This window comes from Enterobacter sp. BNK-34 (genome assembly GCF_048684445.1).
Taxonomy (GTDB): domain Bacteria; phylum Pseudomonadota; class Gammaproteobacteria; order Enterobacterales; family Enterobacteriaceae; genus Enterobacter; species Enterobacter pseudoroggenkampii.
This window is the reverse complement of record NZ_JBLQUA010000001.1, coordinates 864060-883356: the sequence shown is the minus strand read 5'-3', so window position 1 is coordinate 883356 and position 19297 is coordinate 864060. Positions and strand designations below refer to the sequence as shown.

Genomic DNA, 19297 nt, shown 5'->3' with positions numbered 1-19297 from the left:
AGTTACGCCCAGCGTTTAATGATAATCGAGGTGTTGATGCCGCCGAACGCGAAGTTATTACTCTGCAGATATTCGCAATCGATCTGGCGGGCTTCCCCCATAATATAATCTAAAGCACCGCATTGCTCATCCGGGTGCGTTAAATTGAGCGTCGGGGCAAACCAGCCTTCACGCATCATCTGCAAGCTCATCCACGCTTCCAGCGCGCCGCAGGCCCCTAACGTATGGCCAAAATAGCTCTTCAGCGAGGAGACCGGCACGTTGTCACCATAGATAGCGGCAGTGGCCTGACTTTCGGCGATATCACCGCGATCGGTGGCGGTACCGTGCGCGGAGATATACCCCATATCCAGGGCGCTTAATCCCGCCATGGCCAGCGACTGCTCCATGCAAATCTGCATGGTTTCACGCTGAGGCTGGGTGATATGGGCCGCGTCACAGTTAGTGGCAAAGCCCACGATTTCGCCGTAGATCCTGGCTCCGCGCGCTTTGGCATGCTCCAGCTCTTCGAGTATCAGGGTACCTGCGCCTTCCCCAATCACCAGACCATCGCGTTGCGTATCGAACGGTGAAGGGGTGGTTTTGGGTTCGTCGTTACGCTGGCTGGTGGCAAACAGCGTGTCAAACACCGCCGCTTCAGACGGGCACAGCTCCTCAGCGCCCCCCGCAACCATAACGGTCTGGTAGCCGTGGCGAATCGCCTCCCAGGCGTAGCCAATCGCCTGGCTGCCGGACGTACAGGCGCTCGACGTCGGGATGACGCGGCCACGTAGCCCAAAGAACAGGCCGGTATTCACCGCGGTCGTGTGCGGCATCATCTGCACGTAGGTTGTCCCGGTGATGTTATTGGTGTGCTTTTCGGTGAGCATGGTCGCGAATTCGCTGACCGGTCCGGTACTGCCTGTAGAAGAACCGTAGGCAATACCGGTTTGCCCGTTGGTGAGTACCGCTTCGCCAATCAATCCCGCCTGCTCCAGCGCCAGCTCGGTGGCGCGGGTCGACATCAACGACACCCGGCCCATGGCGCGAATACGCTTGCGGGTATAGTGTTCCGGCAGCGTGAAATCATCGATCGGCGCACCCAGCAGGGTGTGCAGGCCATCATACACCTGCCATTCCGGCATTTTACGCACCGCGTTTTCATACGCCAGCAGTCTGCTGGACACGGATTGCCAGTTTTCGCCAAAGGCGGTCACGCCGCCCATGCCCGTAATCACCACGCGACGCGTCATAGCATTCCTCCGTTAATGGAAATGACCTGGCGGGTGACGTAGCCCGCAATATCTGACATCAGATAGCTTGCCAGCCCGGCGACCTCCTCAGCCTGGCCCATGCGTTTCATTGGAATGATGGACATCGCTTCTTTCAGCGCGGCCTCTTCCATCTCAATCATGCCGGTATCAATCAGCCCCGGGGCAATGCAGTTCACGGTGATTTTGCGTTTTGCCAGCTCAATCGCCAGCGCTTTGGTAGCACCGATAATGCCCGCTTTTGCCGCGCTGTAGTTCACCTGCCCGCGGTTGCCCATCACGCCGGATACGGACGATAAGGTGATAATACGTCCCCCTTTACGGGTGCCAATCATCGGCATAATGCAGGGGTGAATGACGTTATAAAAACTGTCGAGATTGGTGTGGATCACGCTGTCCCAGTCGTCTTCACTCAATGCCGGAAAGGCGCCATCGCGGGTGATACCGGCGTTGCTGACCACGCCATACCATGCGCCATGGGCTTCAATGTCCTGCTCCAGCACCTCGCGGCACTGTTCGCGGTTGCCCACATCAAAGGCGAGTAAACGACCGTTGCCACCCGCCTGCGTGATGGCGTCCAGCGTCTCCTGCGCGCCTGCGGCATCACGATGGTAATGCACGCCTACGGTAAACCCGTCGGCGGCGAGCTGGCGGGCGATGGCGCGCCCTATGCCTTTGCTGGCCCCTGTGACCAGTACGGAACGACTCATGCGTTAGATCCCTGATTAAAAAGCGAGGTTAATTCTTCTGCGCTCGGCTGGAAGGTGTTGACCCGGCCCGTGGCCAGCGTCTCTTCATCAGCGGAAATCGCGCATTCAAAACTGCCGAAGCGTTCGTCCTGCATCAGCAGTTTTACGGTGATTTCCAGCGTCAGACCTTGCGTAAAACGCCCGCTGGCGCAGACCAGCTCGCGCGCGCCGAGCACCATGCCCAGCGCAATATGATCCTGCCCCTGCTGCTGGCGATGCCAGCCTGACCAGACGCCGACGGTCTGCGCCATCAGCTCGAGCGCGTACCAGCCCGGCAGATCGCCATCGGCATTCAGAAACGGCGCCAGTACGCTTTGCCTGTCGACCACAACGCGGCATACCGCCGTGTCATCCGTAACGCACTCAACGGACTCGAGCAGCATCATTGGCGCATCGTGCGGCAAATAGTCGACGGGTGATAAGTAGCTCATGACGCTCTCCCCAGCAGAATGCTGGCGTTATTGCCGCCAAACGCGAACGAATTAGACAGAATGATCGGTTTTTTCAGAGCGGCACTCTGGTGCAGCAGGCCGCACGGCGCCAGCGTGTCGTCCGGTGCGTAGCGGGCGAAGTCCTGCGGCGGCAAGGGCAGATCGCGCGTCAGGATCAGCCAGCTCAGGGCCGCTTCGGTAATGCCGGCAGCGCCCAGCGTATGGCCGGTAAGGTGTTTGGTTGAGCTGCACGGCACGCTTTCCCCGAAGAGATCGTGAACGACCTGCGATTCAATCTGATCGTTGAGCGGCGTGGCCGTACCGTGCAGGTTGATGTAGCCGATATCCTCCGGCTGCATACCCGCGTCATTAAGCGCCTGCGTGATGGCCCTGATCGCTCCTTCGCCCTGCGGATGCGGAGCGGAAATATGGTAAGCATCGCTGGATTCGCCCGTCCCGAGCAGCGCCACATCGGCGGGCTCACGGCTAAGCACCATCAGCGCGGCGGCTTCACCGATGGTGATCCCCCGGCGATCGCGACCGAACGGCTCGCAGAGCGTAGGGGAGAAGGATTCAAGGCTGTTAAAACCGTTGACGGGCATTCGGCTCAGGGTATCGGCCCCGCCGACAATGGCGATATCCACCAGTCCGGCGTCGATCAGGCGTTTGCCGCCGATCATCGCCCGCGCGCTGGAAGAGCAGGCCGTCGAGATCGTATAGGCCGGGCCCTCGAGCTGAAGCCAGTTGGCAAGGAAGCGGGACGGATCGCCAAGCTCCTGCTGCGCATACTGCCAGCGCGTGCTGGTCTCGCCGTCGGTCATGCGGCGCACATGCTCATCGCCTTCATCCAGCCCGGAGGTACTGGTTCCCAGCACCACGGCCACGCGGTCGCGACCGACGCGGGCGATGGCCTCGTCGACGGTCGACTGAATCTGCGCCAGCGCGGCCAGCAGCAGCTGGTTGTTGCGGGTGCGGTGTGCGGACAAGGTATCCGGGATGGTCGGCAGCTCGCCTTCCACGCCACCCAGTACGGCTTCGGGTGAGTCCTGCAGCCAGCCGGTCCGGGCATGCATCCCCGGCGCCACGCCTGCCGTCAGGTTCGCGGCAATCTCATCAGGCGAGTTGCCCAGCGCGTTGACCATGCCAACAGCGGAAATATAAATCATCTCAGTCACCCAGATATTGAATGGTGATGTGGTATTTGAATACGTGTTGCTCGATGCTGATCGGCTCGCGCTTGCCTTTGCGCTGCAGGTAGACAATCTCCGTCACCAGCTTGCCGCTGGCGTTGCGCAGCTCGCGTCGATCGCCATTGTCCGTTAACGTCCAGCCCTTCGGCAACTGTGGCTGCCAGGCGCTAATTGGCCAGTGGCTGAGCATCACGTCGGCCAGCACCTGGCTGGCGGGCGGCAGCTGCGGCACGACGATCGACTGTTCGGTATGAATACCGGTCTCATCGTACGTCGCGAGGAACAGACGAATGCCCACGGAAGAGAGTCCGGCCAGCGTCACTTTATGCGCATCCGCGTTGAGCATCACCAGCAGAGACTGCGATTGTCCGTTAAAGCTGCCGGTCAGCAGCTGTTGGGAGCTTACTGCCGGGCTAATGCCGGGTGGCGGGAGCGTAACTTTGGTTCCCGGCTGGAGCCAGGCCTGGGGACGCGTCTCTTTGGTATCGGTCGAATGGCTGCAGCCCGCCAGCAGCAGCGCCGCGGCCAGCGCGGCGGCGCGGTAAAAAGCGTTCATTTACGTTTTCTCTCTTTCTTATCCGGCATCGCCAGCGGCGCCAGCAGGAAGGCAGTAAAAATACCGCTCACCAGCACGATACCAAAGCTGCTGATGGCCTGGGTGGCGCTGAAGACGAGCATGCCCAGCGTCAGCAGCGTGGTCATCATCGCCAGCGTAATCGCCAGCATTGAGGTCAGCGGCGTACCGCGCGGATTGCTGAAAAACAGCGTGTAGTTAATGCCAATGCCGAGCACCAGTACCAGCGCCAGCAGTGAAAACAGATTCACCGGATGGCCCGTTGCGGCCAGGACCGCCAGCCCGCAGCTCAGCGACAGCACGGACGGTACCAGGCTTATCAGCCCTTTACGCCAGCTGAGGCGCAGCATTGCCCCACAGGCAATCACTGCCAGTGCCGCAAACAGTAGCCCCGTCAGCAGCGTGCGATAGAGGGCAAACAGGCTGTCAAAGCTGGCTTTGCGATCGACCCAGACGACGCCGTCATGGCGCGCGGCCAGTTCACTGAGGTGCGCGCTGTTTTTCGCGCCGTCCACCGGCACCAGCACGCCGCTTTCCCCATTCGGCAGGGTCAGCCAGAGCAGACGCCAGCCTTCGCTGGCCGGGCTTTTAAGCCACGCGTCCACGCTGACCGGCATGGTGTCGAGATTCGGGGAGACGGCGTTGAGCCCGGCGCTTTGCAGCACGTTCGTTACCGCAGGGGCAGCGTCGCGCAGCAGCGTAAGATCGCTTTTCTGGCGGGCCAGCGAGTTCAGCGGCAGGGTACGCCAGCGGGCGATCTCTCCCGCTTTTTGCGCCTCGGCCAGCGCCGGGGTAAAGGCTTCCAGCCGCTCCAGCGTTTGCTGAGGCGAGGCGCCATGGACCACAAACCATTTCTGATCGACGCTCTGTCCGGTCAGGGCGGTAATGGCCTTCTCCTGCGCCAGAATATCTTTTGGCAGGGCCTGCAGTTGGGCGATATCGTCGTCCACCCTCAGGGTGCTCATCCCCACGGCGGAGAGCAGCGCCAGCGCGACGGGCAAACCAACGGACAATTTTTTATTGCGTCGCCAGGCGGCCAGCCAGCGCATCATCGGGACCATCAGCGGAACCGGGCGCACCGGTAAACCCCGGCACAGCCACGGATGCCAGAAAATCACCGTCAGGCAGGAGGCGCTCAATCCCACGGCGGCGAACACCGCCATCTGGCGGATCCCGGGGAAGGGGGCCAGCATCATTATCAGGTAGGCGGCGACGGTCGTCAGCAGCGCCAGCAGCAGCGCATTGCGCACTTTCCCCAGGCTTTGCCAGGGGGAATGCTCCGCGCCGTGCACCATCCGTTCGGTCAGGTAGTAGAGCGTGTAGTCGGCTGAAATACCGATGATGCTCATGCTCATCACCAGCGTCATCAGGTGCAGCTCGCCAAAGAGCAGCAGCGTTACCACCGTGCCCGCCAGCGCGCCGATGGCAATCGAGAGCACGCTCAGCAGCAGCGGACGCAGAGAGCGGAACACCGCCACGATGAGCAGGAACACGCCAAGCAGGGTGGCGATGCCCAGCGTTGAGACGTCGCGTTTGGCCTGCTGGCTGGCGTAATCGCTGTAAAACACGGTTCCGCGGGAAAGCAGCTGTGCCTGCGGGTAACGGGCTTTGAGCGTCTCCTGCAGCGCGTTAAGCGTCGTCACGAGCCGGTGGGTCTGCTGCATATCAAATGACGAGCCCGCCAGTTCACCGTGAAGCAGATACCAGTAGTTTCCCGCCTCATCTTTTGTGACCAGCCAGCCGTCCATCAGCCGCAGCTTCTGGCCGTTTTGCGCCAGAGCGAGCTGCGAGCCGCGCATCAGCATCAGGGGATCGTTTTGCAGCTCTTTGCCGCTGACCCCGGAAAAGGCTGAATAGAGCTGAGATAGAATCCACTGCGCCTGCGCGTTTCCACCGTTTTGCAGGCGGGCGCGGGTGGCGGGATCGATAAGGCCATTTCGGTGCTGCCAGAAGAACTCTCCCCAGGCTTTTTGCCCGGCGGCGTCCATCGGGCCTTTGACGTCGCTGAGCGCGTCACTGCTTTGCAGCATCGCCAGCCACTGCTGCGCCACGCGCGAATCCGGCTCTTTGCCGGGGCTGACCAGCCAGACCAGCTGGCGGTCGAGACGCTGCATAAACCCGTCGTTGAGCGCCGGCGGGATCGCCCCCAGCGTCTGTTTCGGCAGCATGGCTAGCACGCTGCTGTTCAGCCGCGCGCCGGGCAGCCGCGACAGCAGCACGCCCAGCAGGATCAGGCATAGCGTGGCCCACAGCAGCGCCGGGCGCAGGGATTTACGGTGCGGCAAAGCGTTGGCGTTCGTCATCGGTCAGGCTGGCGGGCGTCAGTTGGTGGCGTGAAAGGGCGATATCGGTACGGTCACCCTGTTTGTCGTTGAGGCGAATCGTCTCCAGATAGGTCGCGCCGCCCAGATCGAGGGTGGCGAAAATCTTGTCCAGCGGCGTCGTTTTTGGCGTGAGCACCAGCGACCAGCGGCCTGCTCCCTGGTCTTTAAAATCGATGCGGAAGTTCTCTTCAAGCACCTTGCGGTCGGCCTGGAACAGGGCCCGCAGAAGGTGGTTGAACTGGAACATCTGCGGATTATTGTCGGCAGTGATGGTCTGCGGCGGCTGGCCGTTGATCGCCTGAACCATCCGCTTGTCGTCCAGCAGGAGCGTCATCGGAAACGGCGCTTTTTGATCCCACAGCAGGCCACTGTCGCGGGCGATCAGCATCTCGCCCTGCGAGCGCAGCGGCTGCGGCATATCTTTTATCGTGCGAACCTGTTCGAAGTGCGCACGCACGACAGGCTGCTCGGTGAAGCGCTGCTGCAGTTCATCCAGCGTCACGGCGCTGACCAGCGGGCTGACGATCAGCGCCAGCAAAGGCAACCATTTCATGGCGTCACTCCCATTCGTTCAAACAGTATTGCCGGGCTCACAAAGCACATTTCGCGGGTGGCTTCTTCTACTGCCACCTGGATTGTGTAACCGGTGGTGGTGCGTTTGCCGGTCTGCGCATCGAAAATTTGATAGGCAATGCGCAGGCGGTTTTCATACTCTTCAATGTGTGCGCGGACGCGAATTCGCTGCTCAAAGGTCACCGCATCGCGGTATTTCACCCGGGTATCGACGACGGGCCAGACGTAGCCGGAGGCCTTCATCTGGCGATAGCCATAGTTAAACTGATTGAGCAGCGCCTCGCGGGCGATCTCAAAGTAGCGGAAATAGTTACCGTGCCAGACCACGCCCATCATATCGACGTCGTGGAACGGAACGGTGATCTCGACTTCAGTCGTAAAGCGGGGATCGGTCAGCACCCTTTACTCCTTCTCTCTGGACTCTGGCAGATGCCAGAAATCGAAAAAATTAAACCAGTCGAGCGGCGACATGAGGGCGTAGTGCTCCAGCCGCTGCGCGTAGCGATCGACGATATCCTGCAGCGCCTGCTGGCGTTCACCGCGCGGCAGGCGCAGCGGGTCGGCAAACGGTTCGCAGTGCAGGGTGAGCTTCCCCTGCTGGCGCAGGGCAAAAATCAGCACCACCGGGCAGCGCAGGATGGAGGCCAGAATAAACGGCCCCTGTGGGAACGGCGCAGGCTGGCCCATGAACGGACTCCAGATCACGCGCCAGTCGCCGCCACGCTGCGGATTCACCGCGATGCGATCGCCCACAATCGCGACCCACTCTCCGCGCTCAAGCTTCTCTTTGATGGCAATCGCGGTGTCCGGGCCGATGTCGGTAACCGACATCAAATTTACGCTGGCCTGGGGCGCCATTTCGCTCATGATTTGCTTAAAGCGCTGGGCGTTCTCGCTGAAAACCAGGGCGTTGATGATTTTGCTCTCTTCCAGCTGAGCCAGCGCCCGGCAGGCTTCTACGTCGCCAAGGTGCGAGGCGAGCAGGAGCTTGCCCTGCGGCGCCGCGATATCTAGCGCTTCGCTCGCGCCGGGGGCAAAGACCACGTCGCGCTCAAACTTCAGCTCACCGCGCCAGCTGGCGACTTTATCCAGCATCGCATTGCCGAAGCGCATAAAATGGAAAAAGCTGTTGAGCCGTGAGGGAACAGGCATGCTCCGCTGACGCAGTTCTTGCTTCACTCTCGCAATCCACTGCCGCGAGGCCTGCCGCGCCGGACGCGCGATAAGCCAGTACACGCCGATCACCGGCCACAGCAGCACGGCAAAGGCCCGCCGCCCCAGCAGTTGCCAGACGCGCAGCATCAGGCGCATCCCCCACAGACCCTTGACTTCGTCCTGCTGCGCCCAGTGTTGGCGGCGTCGACGGAAAAGCAGGCCGGGCATGCGGGGCAGCATGCCGAAGAAGAGTCGGGTATGCATCAGGGAGATCCGCACGTTATCTTTTAACGCATCGAAGTGGGACAACCCGTCCTTCGGATAGGTGACGCGGGTGGGCAGAAAGACGCTGGTGTTGCCCTGCCAGTAGAGACGGACCATCACTTCGGTGTCAAAGTCCATGCGTTTACCGAGCGGTTCACGCGCTGCCAGCCGCAGCGTGGGGGAGACCGGGTAGACCCGAAAGCCGCACATGCTGTCTTTAAGCTGCAGGGATAAGGTCTCAATCCACACCCAGACGTGGGTTACCCAGCGACCGTAGAGTCGCGAGCGTGGAATGGAATCATCGTAAATGGGCTGGCCGGAAATCAGCGCGTCCGGGTGGCGCTCTGCCAGCGCCAGCAGTTTGGGGATATCTTCGATGGCGTGCTGGCCGTCCGCGTCCACCTGCACGGCGTGGGTATAGCCCGCGCGCGCGCACTCCTCCAGCCCCCTGATGACCGCGGCACCTTTCCCGGCGTTTTGCGCCAGACGGACCAGCGTCATCTGTGGCTCCGCCGCCGCCAGGCGTTCGAGCTCCTGACGGGTGACAGCTTCGCTGCCGTCATCCACCACCAGGCACGGCAGGCCGAACGGTGCGAGACGCGACAGCACGCTGGCGATCATGGCGCCGTGGTTGTAGCACGGGATCAGCACGCAGGGGCGAAAGATTACTGACATAGACGAATCTTTCCGCTGCTGGCGGTATGGCGCTCATCCCCGGCGTGACGCTGGTAGCTGAAGGTCAGCATCTGACGTTCGGCATGCCACTCAAGCACCAGCGTGACCGTGGTTTCCGGCAGCAGAGGAGCCTGGAACTTCACGTTTTGAATGCTGTGAAAGCGGTAGCCCGGTGCCAGTAATGTCGTGGCGTAGTGCATCACCCAGTCAAGCTGTGCAACGCCGGGCAGTAGCGGTTGTACGGCAAAATGGCCCTGAAACCAGAACAGCGCCGCGTCGAGATGCAAAGTGATTTCCAGCTTCTCCGGCTGTGTCTGGTGGCGCTCAATTTCATGAATTTTCATGAAACAACTCCTCTAACTGCGCATAGACACGCTTGTTCATACTGTTTACCGGCATTTCATCGACAATGCGCCAGTAGCGTGGAACGGCGACCGGCTCAAGCCAGGGCAGCAGGGCGCGACGCCAGGCGAACTCCTGCGCTTTTTTATCCTGCATATACCCGCGCTGACGAACCGCTTCGTCCAGGACCAGCAGTGCACCAATCCCCTGACGGCCTCCGCGCGTGACCGGCAGTACAGCCGCTTCGCAAATGCCGTCGAGCTCCAGCAGGCGACGTTCGATCTCGTTAAGCGAGATGCGCTTTTCTTCAATTTTGACCACCCGCCCGCGACGACCGGCGATGCTGAACAGCCCCTCGCTGTCGAAGTGGAGGATATCGTCCAGCTGGAGTCCTTCAGCCTCATGGATCAGTGGCGACGTGACGCGACAGGCTTCATCTTCCTGATGGAAGATCACGCCGGGGAACGCCAGCCACGGGACGTTATCCTGCTGGCGATGGCGCCAGGCAAGGATCCCGGTTTCGGTACTGCCATAAATTTCATCCGGGCAGATGTTAAGCCAGCCAGCGGTGGTGGCGACGTCACACCAGGGCAGCATTCCGCCTGCGGAAATCAGCATCCTGACGGGCGGCGCGGCCAGCTCGGTATCCAGGCGCTTCAGGAACGCCGGGCTGCTGATGAACAGGTAAAGTCTGTCATGAGGAAGGGCGGCCAGCTGTTCTGCGTAATAGAGCATCGCGGCATGCAGCGGCAGACCCAGCGCCATCGGCAATACGATGCGGAATGTCAGGCCATACAGGTGTTGCGGTACGACCGAGGCGACAACGCTGCATCCGGCCAGACGCTCGCCGAAGCGGTCAGCCAGCAGACGGGCCTCGCGATCCAGACTGACGATGTGCTTAATCACCCGGCGCGGGGTACCCGTGGAGCCGGAGGTGAACAGCTCTACGAAGCGGCTTTCGTCAATCTCCGGCAGGGGCGCCCAGTGGTTAACTGTCTGATGGTGGGAGGCCACCACAATCAGCTTCCCATGGAAAGCGAGAGTCCGATCGCTCAGAACGCCGCTAAACAACGCCTGCTGTTCTTCAAGCTGTGAGACGCGGCTATGGCCGGGAATGACCGGTGTTTTACCGGCATGCAGCGAGGCCAGCAGCGCAACAATAAACAGGTAGCTATTTTCAAAGCACAGCGCCCAGCGCTCGCCTTCCTGCTGACGCAGGGTGTCGACCAGTAAGGTCACGTCGTGGCGCAGCTGGCCCAGCGTCCAGGTACGATCGTCAAGCCAGGCAACGGGCGTATCGTCAGGGCGCGGCGCGTTTAACCACTGGCCCAGTGGAAGGGGGTTAGTCATTGTGCATCTCTTTTTTTATCACCCGCTGGCGCACCAGCCACTCTGTCGCCATCAGCGTCCCCATCAGGATGTAAGCCACCATACCGTTCCACAGCGTCCACAGATGCATGTCGCCGTGGAGGACGGTGAACAGCGCCATCGCGCCGTTACCGATGAAAAAGCCGCACCAGACGAGAGTCACCCTGCGGGTATAGCGCACGCCCTCCGGGGGCAAATCTGGCTCGCGCAAGCGCGCCAGTCGCTCGACAAGTGGCATCGCGGTCCACAGCGAACCCCCGAACACGGCCAGCATCACCAGGTTGACGACCACCGGGTAGAGCAGCAGCCACTGATGGGTTTTCAGCAGATAGCTGGCCGCGCAGAGCACGATGCCCGCCAGCGCAACACACTGCACCACGTACCGCATCGGGCCGGTGTTTCGCTGCGCCTGACGCAGCCGCAGCAGCAATACCAGTGCCATCACCGGTAACAGCCATTGCAGGCTGTTGTGCGTCAGCCCAAATCCAATGAGGAAGGGCCACGCCAGCAGCATCAGCCCCGTCAGCAGTGGGATGACCGGGAACGTCCGTCCACCACGCACAATGTCTTACTCTTCGCGCAGAAGCTGTTCGACGGCGTCTACCACATCCTGAACGGTACGAACCGATTTGAAGGTTTCCGGCTTGATTTTCTTGCCCGTTTTTTTCTGCAGATGAACAATCATGTCCACCGCATCAATGCTGTCCAGCTCCAGGTCTTCGTAAAGACGGGCTTCGGGCGTAATATCCTGCGGGTCGATTTCAAAGAGCTTGGTCAAAAGGCCACAGACTTCCTGATAAATGGTTTCTTGTTCGGTCATCGTGATCACATCTCAGGCGCGTTGAGCGTTGATAAAGGACGCCAGCGTGGCGACGGAAAAGAAGTGCTGGCGCATCTCTTCGCTTTCGGCGGAAAGCACCACGCCATACTGGTTTTTCACGGCCAGCCCCAGTTCCAGCGCGTCGATAGAGTCGAGACCCAGCCCATCGCCAAACAGCGCGGCATCGGTATCAATATCCTCTGCGGTAAGCTCGTCCAGATTCAGCGTGGTGATAATGAGATTCTTAATTTCAAGATAAAGCGCTTGCATCATTAATTCCTGACAAAGATTGAAGGCCTGATGTTAATCGATGCTGTAGATGCCGGTTTAACTGCCTTGCCGCCAGCGCCGGTTCTTGTTCAGTTGCATCGTAAAATTCGTCGATGTTCACGCGGTCGCGGACATCCACGGTGAAAACAGGTTTTTCTGGCGGTACATCATACCAGTGACTTTTTTTATCCAGCAGATGTTCGCTACAGTGGATCAGCACCACCCGCAGATCGCTGTTACAGCGCACGGCGATATTTGCCGCGCCGCGCTGGAGAGAGATAGCCTCGCCAAATCGGGTACGCGTGCCTTCCGGGAAGATTAAAAGCGTGTCGCCCTGAGCCAGACGCTGCTGGCTGGCCGCGAGCAGGGGCTCGGCTTCGCTGTTAATCAGGTAATCCGCCGCACGGATAACACCGCTGACAAACGGGTTGCGCAGCAGCGCGCTCTTCACCAGACAGTCGGTTTCCGGCATCACCGACGCCAGAATCACGTAGTCAATTAACGTGGGGTGGTTAGCCACCACCAGACAACCCCGATCGCTGCGCAGCGCGTCAAGATTGTGAATGCGATAGTCCAGTACTCCGAGGCTGCGAGCAACGGTCAGGAAGAAGCGGAAGCTGGCCGCAATGCTGCGACGCGCCAGGCGACGACGGCTGGCGCGATCGCGCTGGACGATCAGCAGCAGGTTGAACCAGACCAGCGACAGCAGCAGCCCGCCCACGCCAAACAGCGCGAAGCAGAAGCCGGTCATCACCAGACGCCATAACCAGTTGATACGGGCAGCCAGGCGGTTCATGCGCGCGTCCATTGCCACAGCAAACGTTCCCCGGGCACCACAAACTGCCGTGCCTCGCTGAGATAGCGTTGCAGGAACAACAGGCTTTGCGGCAGGGCGGGTTCTTCACCCGTGCTGCCGCTTCGGGTTTCACACTGCAATCCGTTGCCGGATTCAATCACCAGCGCCAGCGCGTACGGCCAGGTGGGCATCTGCGGCGGTAACGCCGGATGGTAAAATTCCGGCAGCGCGCCGTCAAAATCGACCAGCAGGACGCGGGAATAGCCCGCATGCAGCAGGCTCAGCACTTCACATAAGGCCTGCTGGAAGGTGTCCAGTCCGGCTGAGATGGATGATGAGACGATGGCCTGGCGTGCGGTAATCGTGAGATTGCCCACCGCGGAATTGTGCACGGACATAGCGAAATCGGTGGGGGAAACGGACTGCCCGGTCGCCAGAGCATGCAGAATACGGTAGTTGCGCTCCAGCTCGCCGTGACGGCTGGAATAGACGACGGCATCAATGGCGTGCTTTTGCAGCATGGCAAGACCAATGTCCACCGCCAGCTTACTGCCTGAATTGAGGCGGCGCGCGGTCATCATAGGTAAAGCGGTCAGCCGGGGAAGCGGGGCCGCTGGGTCAACGGCCAGCTGCAGGCGCGACCACGCCTGCCACTCTGTGGCATCGCTGAGTCCTGGCGCTCTCGTCTGCCAGTCGATAATGTTCAGTGAAAATTTCATCTACGCGCGTCCGCGAAAAAACCGTATTCAAAGGGCAGGCTGGGCCACCCGGGCAGCTACGCTGCTCTGTTGTTCACGTTTGGTGCATATCAGCAGGGTATGACCGACCCCAAGGTTGTCCAGCCGTTGTTCAACGCTGAAACCTGCGCTCTCCAGGTAGCGATAAAACTTCTCTACGCTGTAAAACCGGCTATTACCATTCGCCATACAGGTGAAATAGAGCGAGGTGGCATTCAGACTGAAAGAGGCCGCTTCAAACTTCTGGGCATCCCAGAAAAGCTCCATGATGCACAAACGTGCGCCTGGCTTCATGACCTGTGCGACGCGCGTCAGCATGGCGACAATCTGATCCGGAGAGAAACAATCCAGGAACTGGCTCATCCACCAGACGTCGGCGTCTCCCGGCAATGCTGCAGGGCTAAGCATATCGACAGCATGGAATCCAATACGATGAGAAAAACCTGCTTTTGCGATGTTTTCCTGCGCCAGCGCTATCTGCTGCGGCAGATCGAGGATCGTCACGGCAACAATTTCGTCATAGCGGCAGCAGCGTAACGACCATTTACCCGTATTTCCGCCCACATCGTACAATTTTGTCGGCGAGCTTGCGAATATATATGGTAACGCAGCGTCAAAAGCGGCGTCAGAATAGTAATGATCAAAAGCGAACCAGCTCTCTTTCGCCGGAGCCGGTAATTGGGATAATGCCGGGTAGATGGTTGGCCAGTCGCCAAACACGGCTAATCCGGCCGGCTTTTCTTCCTGCAGGGCGTCCGCCAGGTGAAATAGCCCCTGATAACAAACGTCCTGAGTGAAATCCATATTTACGCGGGTCATTGCGTCGTGCAGTAAAAAATGTCCCACTTTCGCCAGAAAATAACGTCCATCCTGTTGGGTAACGATGCGTCCGCTTAATCCCATATCCAGCAGGACGCTAACACCATAGCTACTCAGGGTGCTGTTTTCGGTTATTTCCTCGAGGGTAGCTCCCTCTTTGCCTTGTTTATCGAGCCAGGCGAGAACGCCAGAGTTACGCAGACAAAGCGCAGTCTGGAATAACATCGGGGCAAAGGCGATGCGTTGCGCTTCGGTAATGGCATCCAGTGCGCTGAGTGTGTCCTTTTCGTACATTACTGCGTAACCTTTTAGGGCAATAAAGAGAGGTTATCGGGCCATACGCGGCCCGACTTTAGAAAAATATTACAGCGCGGCGCCAGCGGAGAGGTTCAGCTGAATATCGTGGTCGAGGTTATTCACCCAGCGGTTATAATTCTTGTGAATTTTACCGTCTGCCGCTTTCAGGTTAAGGCTGTTTTCATAGTTGATTGAATAGCTTGTTGCCGTGTACGGAATACTCACCTGGACCGAGTGATCGCGTGACTGCAGACGTCCCTTAATCACCCCAGGACCCGCTTCCGTCATGATCCAGTCACGCTTTTGGCCTGCTTTCAAAATTGCCGTTTTTACCTGATCGGCAGTATGACCCGCGCTGACAATAGAGTGAACCTGAGCGATTGGGGCCGTACGCGCACAGCCTGCCAGTGCACCCACGAATACGGCAGCAGTACACCATTTAACGATCTTTTTCATCAACAACTCCATATCAATAATAACAATTAAAGGTAGTGGTTTTTACAAATAATACGCATCCGGCTTTTTTTGACCGCTAGATGTATTTTTAATCAATATTAATGTTTGCATTGCGTTGACGCGAAGGTGGGCATAATAACATGGAAAATAAATAAGAATTTCATTTTTTATAATTTGCGTTAAATCATGAGTTGCGTTTCAATATAATGCGCGTGGAGTAAATAAAGACAGAGTGAATATCGCCTTAACGCAAATAAAAATACCGCGACGGATTAGGGACGCGGTAATTTACGGTGTATTACTGACGCTTTAAACCTACCTGTACAGGTAGGCCGGTTACCCGGGTAGCCGGCTTTTCGGCCTCCCCGGCCCGAGCAGGATCGCCAGCTTGCTGCCGCCTTTGGTGGTTTCCATCCAGATTTTACATACGCTGGTCAGGGGGACCGACAGCAGCATTCCGACCGGGCCCAGCAGCCATCCCCAAATCAGTAAGGATAAAAACACCACCAGCGTCGACATGCCCAGCCGGTGTCCCATCATGCGCGGCTCAAGAATATTGCCCAGCACCATATGCACAACGAGGAACAGCGCGCCGACCAGCATGCATTCGTAGAAGCCGTTAAACAGGAACGCCTGAATCATCGGCGGCACGGCGGAAAGCACCGCGCCAATATTGGGCACGTAGTTGAGCAGAAACGCCAGCACGCCCCACATCAGCGCGAACTGCACGTCCATCAGCATCAGCCCCAGCCAGACAATGATCCCCGTCCAGACGCTCAGTAGCGTTTTCAGCGCCAGATATTTTGAGACGCCCTTCAGTGCCCGGTGTAATCCGGCAATGTGAATTTGTGGGTTGTTCAGGGCAAAGCGCAGCTTATAGGGAACGTGGCGGACTTCGAACAGCATAAACACCACCGTCATGACCAGCAGCAGAATGCTGGCCATCGCGCCGGAAAGCCCCGTCATCAGCGTGGTGGCGTAGGTCATGACCTTCTCGGAATCCATCCTGCGCAGCATCCGTTCGGGTGAGATATGCAGATTAAGAAAGGGTACCATCTCCTGCAGCGCCACAATCTTACGGGTCAGCTCTTTGTTGTACTGCGGCAGCATGGTGGAGAATTCGCTCAGCGAGGCCGCCAGCACGCCGAAGAGCGCCGTCAGGGCAATCAGCATCACGATGACGACGATGGTGATGGCTACCGGACGGCTGACGCCCCGGCGTAAAAACCAGGTGACCAGCGGATTAAGCACAATGGCAAAAAAGAGCGCCAGCAGGAGCTGGACAATAATGTCAGCGGCAGCGTGGATACCCGCAAGGATAACCACCAGACAGGCGAGTTTTAATAAGATATGGAGCCCTGCTTTGTCGGACGGGTTAGCGATCATGCGTGTTCCTTAATATGATGACCCGGTAAGTGTAGTGTCCGGGCTCCGCTTCGTCTGGGGCCGTTAATCTGAAAGTCGGGGCTGATTTTCTTATTGCGCCGTGGTAATAGTGAAACACTGTTGTAAAAAATCCAGGTAGAACCCCATGCCCGAACCTGCCGCTGAACCGGCACTGAGCGGACTGCGCCTCAATCTGCGCATCGTTTCCGTTGTGATTTTCAACTTTGCCAGCTATCTGACCATCGGGCTGCCGCTGGCGGTCCTGCCGGGCTATGTCCATGACGTGATGGGCTTCAGCGCCTTCTGGGCGGGGCTGGTGATTAGCCTGCAATATTTCGCCACGCTCCTAAGCCGCCCGCATGCCGGGCGCTACGCGGACACGTTCGGTCCAAAAAGCATCGTGGTGGTGGGATTGTGCGGCTGTTTCCTCAGTGGCCTGAGCTATCTGCTGGCTGCCGCAACCAGCCACTGGCCGCTGGTCAGCCTGGCGCTGCTCTGCCTGGGTCGCGTCATTCTGGGCATTGGGCAAAGCCTGGCGGGAACCGGCTCGACGCTGTGGGGCGTGGGGGTTGTCGGCGCGCCGCACATTGGCCGGGTGATCTCCTGGAACGGGATTGTCACCTACGGTGCGATGGCGCTCGGTGCGCCGTTCGGCGTGGCCTGCTATGCGCTGGGCGGGCTGCATGGGCTGGCCATCACCATCATGGCGGTCGCGCTGCTGGCGATCCTCTTTGCGCTGCCGCGCCCGAAGGTGAAGGCCAGCAAAGGCAAGCCGCTGCCGTTTCGGGCGGTGCTGGGGCGCGTCTGGCCGTACGGCATGGCCCTGGCGCTGGCGACAACCGGCTTCGGCGTGATAGCCACCTTCATTACTCTGTTCTATGACGCCAAAGGCTGGGACGGTGCGGCCTTTGCGTTAACCCTGTTCAGCTGTGCGTTTGTTGGCGCGCGCCTGCTTTTCCCTAACGGCATCAACCGTCTGGGCGGGCTGAATGTGGCGATGATCTGCTTTGCGATAGAGATTGTCGGGCTGCTGCTGACCGGAATAGCGATGGTGCCCTGGGTCGCGAAAGTGGGCGTATTCCTCGCGGGGGCAGGCTTTTCTCTGGTCTTCCCGGCGCTGGGCGTGGTGGCGGTAAAAGCCGTGCCGCAGCAGAATCAGGGGGCGGCGCTGGCGACCTATACGGTGTTTATGGATATGTCTTTAGGCATTACCGGCCCGCTGGCGGGGCTGGTGATGGCCTGGGCAGGCGTGCCGGTGATCTATCTTGCTGCAGCGGGTCTGGTTGTGATTGCACTGCTGCTGACGTGGCGGCTAAAAAAATGGCCCCCGGTGCAGGCACCGGAGGCCACGTCATCGCCGTGAAACGTTACTGGATCACGATGGTGTTAATGATGTTTTCAGCAGCCGTCTGCGCTTTCTGCTGATCTTCCGCTGGCAGGGTGATCTGCAGGGTCAGCAGTTTGTTATCGACCTTGCCCAGCACGACAGAGGAGTAAGCGGTCTGGCCTTTTGCAGAGATGATGCTGTCCAGTTGCTGCAGCTTATGGCCTTTCAGCTCGATGGATTTATTGGTCACGACCTGCAGCTGAGGGTCGCGGCCGCGCTGCTGATCTTCCAGACGTTTGGACAGAACGGCCAGATCTTCGCTGGTGTCGTCGCCCACAATCACAATGACCGCTTTCTGCCCGGTTGCGTCGGAGTAAACGTGCATGTTGTTCGCCTGGGTGCCCAGCTTGCCGCTCTGGTCAGTCATATCGGCTGGCAGAGAGAAACTGAGTTTGCCATCCATCAGATTAACCGGCTGGCCGGTCGCGTTGCTCTCTGCGGATGCGCCCTGAGCAGGCGTTTTCGTGTCGCTGTTATCACAGGCTGCAAGACCCACAACCAGCAGGCCAATCCCGACATATTTAACCAGATTGCGCATTGACTTCTTCCTTTCGATAAACGGCCATAACGGCTCATTCGCTCATCTTATCACAACTGATAAAGCGAACCCTTAACCAGCCTGCAATGCCGTGATTTCAGATTTATCTGCCAGCCTTTTCAGCAGCATATTGAGCAGTACGCCGTACATGGGCAGGAAGAAGACAATGCTGATGAGGACCTTGAAGCAGTAGTCCACCAGCGCGATTTCCATCCAGTGTTCGGCCATGAACGCATCCGGGCTGCGCCAGAAGGCGATGAAGAAGAAGGCCAGCGTATCGCTCACGTTACCGAACAGCGTGGAGGCGGTTGGCGCCATCCACCAGCGGTGATTTTGCCGCAGGCGGTTAAACACGTGCACGTCGAGGATCTGCCCCAGCGCGTAGGCCATAAAGCTGGCGGCGGCGATACGGGCGACAAACAGGTTAAAGTGGGTTAACGCCTCAAAGCCCTGCCAGCTTCCCATATAAAACAGAGACGAAATCACGTACGAGATGAACAGCGCCGGGAGCATGACCGAAAAAATAATGCGGCGAGCCAGCGGTGCGCCAAAGATACGCACGGTCAAATCGGTCGCGAGGAAAATAAACGGAAAACTGAACGCGCCCCAGGTGGTATGAAAACCAAAGATGGAGATCGGGAGCTGCACCAGATAGTTGCTGGAGGTGATCACCAGCAAATGGAAAAGCGAAAGCCAGAACAACGCTTTTACGCGCTGAGATTCGGAAAACGACGTCATATTGTGACCTTTTTATACGTTGGGGTGAGGGAACCCAATAAAAACCGCAGCATGATACTGCTTTGGCAGGACATTGCAATGGTTAGTTTTTACGCAATCGTTAACCTGGTTTGCATTGATCGCAACCGGGCGTAAACTACAGCCGTTTTTATCTGACC

Annotated in this window: 22 protein-coding genes; 1 reads left to right on the top strand and 21 read right to left on the bottom strand. The window is 58.9% G+C overall.

The features are described 5' to 3' along the window. Positions 1–2: 2 nt before the first annotated feature. The 19 genes from ACMGG5_RS04545 to ACMGG5_RS04455 form a co-directional block, all read right to left on the bottom strand. The gene (locus ACMGG5_RS04545; RefSeq protein ID WP_148769385.1) at positions 3–1232 is read right to left on the bottom strand and encodes a beta-ketoacyl-ACP synthase; all 1230 of its coding nucleotides are present in this window, start codon (positions 1230–1232) and stop codon (positions 3–5) included. Continuing rightward, a complete protein-coding gene (locus ACMGG5_RS04540; RefSeq protein ID WP_148769384.1) occupies positions 1229–1960 on the bottom strand; it encodes a 3-ketoacyl-ACP reductase FabG2 in 732 nt (243 codons plus the stop codon). Before ACMGG5_RS04540 ends, ACMGG5_RS04545 begins: the two co-directional genes overlap by 4 nt. Then, positions 1957–2430, bottom strand: coding sequence for a 3-hydroxy-fatty acyl-ACP dehydratase (locus ACMGG5_RS04535; RefSeq protein ID WP_032648277.1), 474 nt, complete (start codon positions 2428–2430; stop codon positions 1957–1959). Before ACMGG5_RS04535 ends, ACMGG5_RS04540 begins: the two co-directional genes overlap by 4 nt. Further along, complete coding sequence (locus ACMGG5_RS04530) at positions 2427–3596, bottom strand: beta-ketoacyl-[acyl-carrier-protein] synthase family protein (RefSeq protein WP_208763317.1); 1170 nt, start codon at positions 3594–3596, stop codon at positions 2427–2429. The genes ACMGG5_RS04535 and ACMGG5_RS04530 overlap by 4 nt, the downstream gene beginning before the upstream one ends. Position 3597: 1 nt before the next feature. Beyond that, the gene (locus tag ACMGG5_RS04525; RefSeq protein ID WP_024908867.1) at positions 3598–4176 is read right to left on the bottom strand and encodes a DUF3261 domain-containing protein; all 579 of its coding nucleotides are present in this window, start codon (positions 4174–4176) and stop codon (positions 3598–3600) included. Beyond that, a complete protein-coding gene (locus ACMGG5_RS04520; protein ID WP_420277561.1) occupies positions 4173–6497 on the bottom strand; it encodes an MMPL family transporter in 2325 nt (774 codons plus the stop codon). Before ACMGG5_RS04520 ends, ACMGG5_RS04525 begins: the two co-directional genes overlap by 4 nt. Continuing rightward, complete coding sequence (locus tag ACMGG5_RS04515; protein ID WP_024908869.1) at positions 6466–7071, bottom strand: outer membrane lipoprotein carrier protein LolA; 606 nt, start codon at positions 7069–7071, stop codon at positions 6466–6468. Before ACMGG5_RS04515 ends, ACMGG5_RS04520 begins: the two co-directional genes overlap by 32 nt. Continuing rightward, a complete protein-coding gene (locus ACMGG5_RS04510; protein ID WP_061716356.1) occupies positions 7068–7490 on the bottom strand; it encodes an acyl-CoA thioesterase in 423 nt (140 codons plus the stop codon). Before ACMGG5_RS04510 ends, ACMGG5_RS04515 begins: the two co-directional genes overlap by 4 nt. Positions 7491–7493: 3 nt before the next feature. After that, a complete protein-coding gene (locus ACMGG5_RS04505) occupies positions 7494–9185 on the bottom strand; it encodes a glycosyltransferase family 2 protein (protein WP_420277560.1) in 1692 nt (563 codons plus the stop codon). Further along, positions 9176–9529, bottom strand: a complete 354-nt coding sequence (locus ACMGG5_RS04500) for a hydroxymyristoyl-ACP dehydratase (protein WP_024908872.1) — start codon at positions 9527–9529, stop codon at positions 9176–9178. The genes ACMGG5_RS04505 and ACMGG5_RS04500 overlap by 10 nt, the downstream gene beginning before the upstream one ends. Then, the gene (locus tag ACMGG5_RS04495; RefSeq protein ID WP_090420573.1) at positions 9516–10877 is read right to left on the bottom strand and encodes an AMP-binding protein; all 1362 of its coding nucleotides are present in this window, start codon (positions 10875–10877) and stop codon (positions 9516–9518) included. Before ACMGG5_RS04495 ends, ACMGG5_RS04500 begins: the two co-directional genes overlap by 14 nt. Further along, positions 10870–11457: a hypothetical protein gene (locus tag ACMGG5_RS04490; RefSeq protein WP_032648291.1), complete on the bottom strand. Its 588-nt coding sequence runs from the start codon at positions 11455–11457 to the stop codon at positions 10870–10872. Before ACMGG5_RS04490 ends, ACMGG5_RS04495 begins: the two co-directional genes overlap by 8 nt. A 6-nt stretch (positions 11458–11463) precedes the next feature. Continuing rightward, entirely contained in the window at positions 11464–11715 is a 252-nt protein-coding gene (locus tag ACMGG5_RS04485; protein WP_024908875.1) for an acyl carrier protein, read from the bottom strand. 12 nt (positions 11716–11727) lie between these two features. After that, positions 11728–11985, bottom strand: a complete 258-nt coding sequence (locus ACMGG5_RS04480) for a phosphopantetheine-binding protein (RefSeq protein ID WP_008503081.1) — start codon at positions 11983–11985, stop codon at positions 11728–11730. Then, positions 11966–12793: a lysophospholipid acyltransferase family protein gene (locus tag ACMGG5_RS04475; protein WP_410374677.1), complete on the bottom strand. Its 828-nt coding sequence runs from the start codon at positions 12791–12793 to the stop codon at positions 11966–11968. Before ACMGG5_RS04475 ends, ACMGG5_RS04480 begins: the two co-directional genes overlap by 20 nt. Then, a complete protein-coding gene (locus ACMGG5_RS04470) occupies positions 12778–13500 on the bottom strand; it encodes a beta-ketoacyl synthase chain length factor (protein ID WP_420277559.1) in 723 nt (240 codons plus the stop codon). The genes ACMGG5_RS04475 and ACMGG5_RS04470 overlap by 16 nt, the downstream gene beginning before the upstream one ends. Before the next feature lie 27 nt (positions 13501–13527). Next, positions 13528–14631 carry a class I SAM-dependent methyltransferase gene (locus tag ACMGG5_RS04465; RefSeq protein ID WP_420277558.1) on the bottom strand — a complete coding sequence of 368 codons (1104 nt, stop codon included), beginning with the start codon at positions 14629–14631 and terminating at the stop codon, positions 13528–13530. A gap of 69 nt (positions 14632–14700) precedes the next feature. Continuing rightward, on the bottom strand, positions 14701–15090 hold the full coding sequence (locus ACMGG5_RS04460) for a hypothetical protein (RefSeq protein ID WP_024908880.1): 390 nt from the start codon (positions 15088–15090) through the stop codon (positions 14701–14703). A 336-nt stretch (positions 15091–15426) separates the two neighbouring features. Beyond that, positions 15427–16476, bottom strand: a complete 1050-nt coding sequence (locus tag ACMGG5_RS04455; RefSeq protein ID WP_024908881.1) for an AI-2E family transporter — start codon at positions 16474–16476, stop codon at positions 15427–15429. A 145-nt stretch (positions 16477–16621) separates the two neighbouring features. On the opposite strand from ACMGG5_RS04455, the gene ACMGG5_RS04450 reads away from it, so the two are divergent. Further along, entirely contained in the window at positions 16622–17839 is a 1218-nt protein-coding gene (locus tag ACMGG5_RS04450; protein WP_420277557.1) for an MFS transporter, read from the top strand. Positions 17840–17843: 4 nt separating this feature from the next. Here the strand turns inward: ACMGG5_RS04450 and ACMGG5_RS04445 are convergent, their stop codons facing one another. Together ACMGG5_RS04445 and ACMGG5_RS04440 are read right to left on the bottom strand one after the other, a co-directional pair. Beyond that, positions 17844–18401, bottom strand: coding sequence for a DcrB family lipoprotein (locus ACMGG5_RS04445; RefSeq protein ID WP_008503073.1), 558 nt, complete (start codon positions 18399–18401; stop codon positions 17844–17846). A gap of 72 nt (positions 18402–18473) precedes the next feature. Continuing rightward, on the bottom strand, positions 18474–19139 hold the full coding sequence (locus ACMGG5_RS04440; RefSeq protein WP_032648297.1) for a 7-cyano-7-deazaguanine/7-aminomethyl-7-deazaguanine transporter: 666 nt from the start codon (positions 19137–19139) through the stop codon (positions 18474–18476). Between the last annotated feature and the right edge of the window lie 158 nt (positions 19140–19297).

What these genes read in the sequence shown, in the direction of transcription:
- ACMGG5_RS04475 (WP_410374677.1), bottom strand. Translation starts at nt 12,793, where the DNA reads ATGGACGCGCGCATGAACCGCCTGGCTGCCCGTATCAACTGGTTATGG.
- ACMGG5_RS04535 (WP_032648277.1), bottom strand. Translation starts at nt 2,430, where the DNA reads ATGAGCTACTTATCACCCGTCGACTATTTGCCGCACGATGCGCCAATG.
- ACMGG5_RS04465 (WP_420277558.1), bottom strand. Translation starts at nt 14,631, where the DNA reads ATGTACGAAAAGGACACACTCAGCGCACTGGATGCCATTACCGAAGCG.
- ACMGG5_RS04485 (WP_024908875.1), bottom strand. Translation starts at nt 11,715, where the DNA reads ATGACCGAACAAGAAACCATTTATCAGGAAGTCTGTGGCCTTTTGACC.
- ACMGG5_RS04455 (WP_024908881.1), bottom strand. Translation starts at nt 16,476, where the DNA reads ATGATCGCTAACCCGTCCGACAAAGCAGGGCTCCATATCTTATTAAAA.
- ACMGG5_RS04495 (WP_090420573.1), bottom strand. Translation starts at nt 10,877, where the DNA reads ATGACTAACCCCCTTCCACTGGGCCAGTGGTTAAACGCGCCGCGCCCT.
- ACMGG5_RS04525 (WP_024908867.1), bottom strand. Translation starts at nt 4,176, where the DNA reads ATGAACGCTTTTTACCGCGCCGCCGCGCTGGCCGCGGCGCTGCTGCTG.
- ACMGG5_RS04500 (WP_024908872.1), bottom strand. Translation starts at nt 9,529, where the DNA reads ATGAAAATTCATGAAATTGAGCGCCACCAGACACAGCCGGAGAAGCTG.
- ACMGG5_RS04505 (WP_420277560.1), bottom strand. Translation starts at nt 9,185, where the DNA reads ATGTCAGTAATCTTTCGCCCCTGCGTGCTGATCCCGTGCTACAACCAC.
- ACMGG5_RS04520 (WP_420277561.1), bottom strand. Translation starts at nt 6,497, where the DNA reads ATGACGAACGCCAACGCTTTGCCGCACCGTAAATCCCTGCGCCCGGCG.
- ACMGG5_RS04460 (WP_024908880.1), bottom strand. Translation starts at nt 15,090, where the DNA reads ATGAAAAAGATCGTTAAATGGTGTACTGCTGCCGTATTCGTGGGTGCA.
- ACMGG5_RS04545 (WP_148769385.1), bottom strand. Translation starts at nt 1,232, where the DNA reads ATGACGCGTCGCGTGGTGATTACGGGCATGGGCGGCGTGACCGCCTTT.
- ACMGG5_RS04450 (WP_420277557.1), top strand. Translation starts at nt 16,622, where the DNA reads ATGCCCGAACCTGCCGCTGAACCGGCACTGAGCGGACTGCGCCTCAAT.
- ACMGG5_RS04540 (WP_148769384.1), bottom strand. Translation starts at nt 1,960, where the DNA reads ATGAGTCGTTCCGTACTGGTCACAGGGGCCAGCAAAGGCATAGGGCGC.
- ACMGG5_RS04530 (WP_208763317.1), bottom strand. Translation starts at nt 3,596, where the DNA reads ATGATTTATATTTCCGCTGTTGGCATGGTCAACGCGCTGGGCAACTCG.
- ACMGG5_RS04470 (WP_420277559.1), bottom strand. Translation starts at nt 13,500, where the DNA reads ATGAAATTTTCACTGAACATTATCGACTGGCAGACGAGAGCGCCAGGA.
- ACMGG5_RS04480 (WP_008503081.1), bottom strand. Translation starts at nt 11,985, where the DNA reads ATGCAAGCGCTTTATCTTGAAATTAAGAATCTCATTATCACCACGCTG.
- ACMGG5_RS04515 (WP_024908869.1), bottom strand. Translation starts at nt 7,071, where the DNA reads ATGAAATGGTTGCCTTTGCTGGCGCTGATCGTCAGCCCGCTGGTCAGC.
- ACMGG5_RS04440 (WP_032648297.1), bottom strand. Translation starts at nt 19,139, where the DNA reads ATGACGTCGTTTTCCGAATCTCAGCGCGTAAAAGCGTTGTTCTGGCTT.
- ACMGG5_RS04445 (WP_008503073.1), bottom strand. Translation starts at nt 18,401, where the DNA reads ATGCGCAATCTGGTTAAATATGTCGGGATTGGCCTGCTGGTTGTGGGT.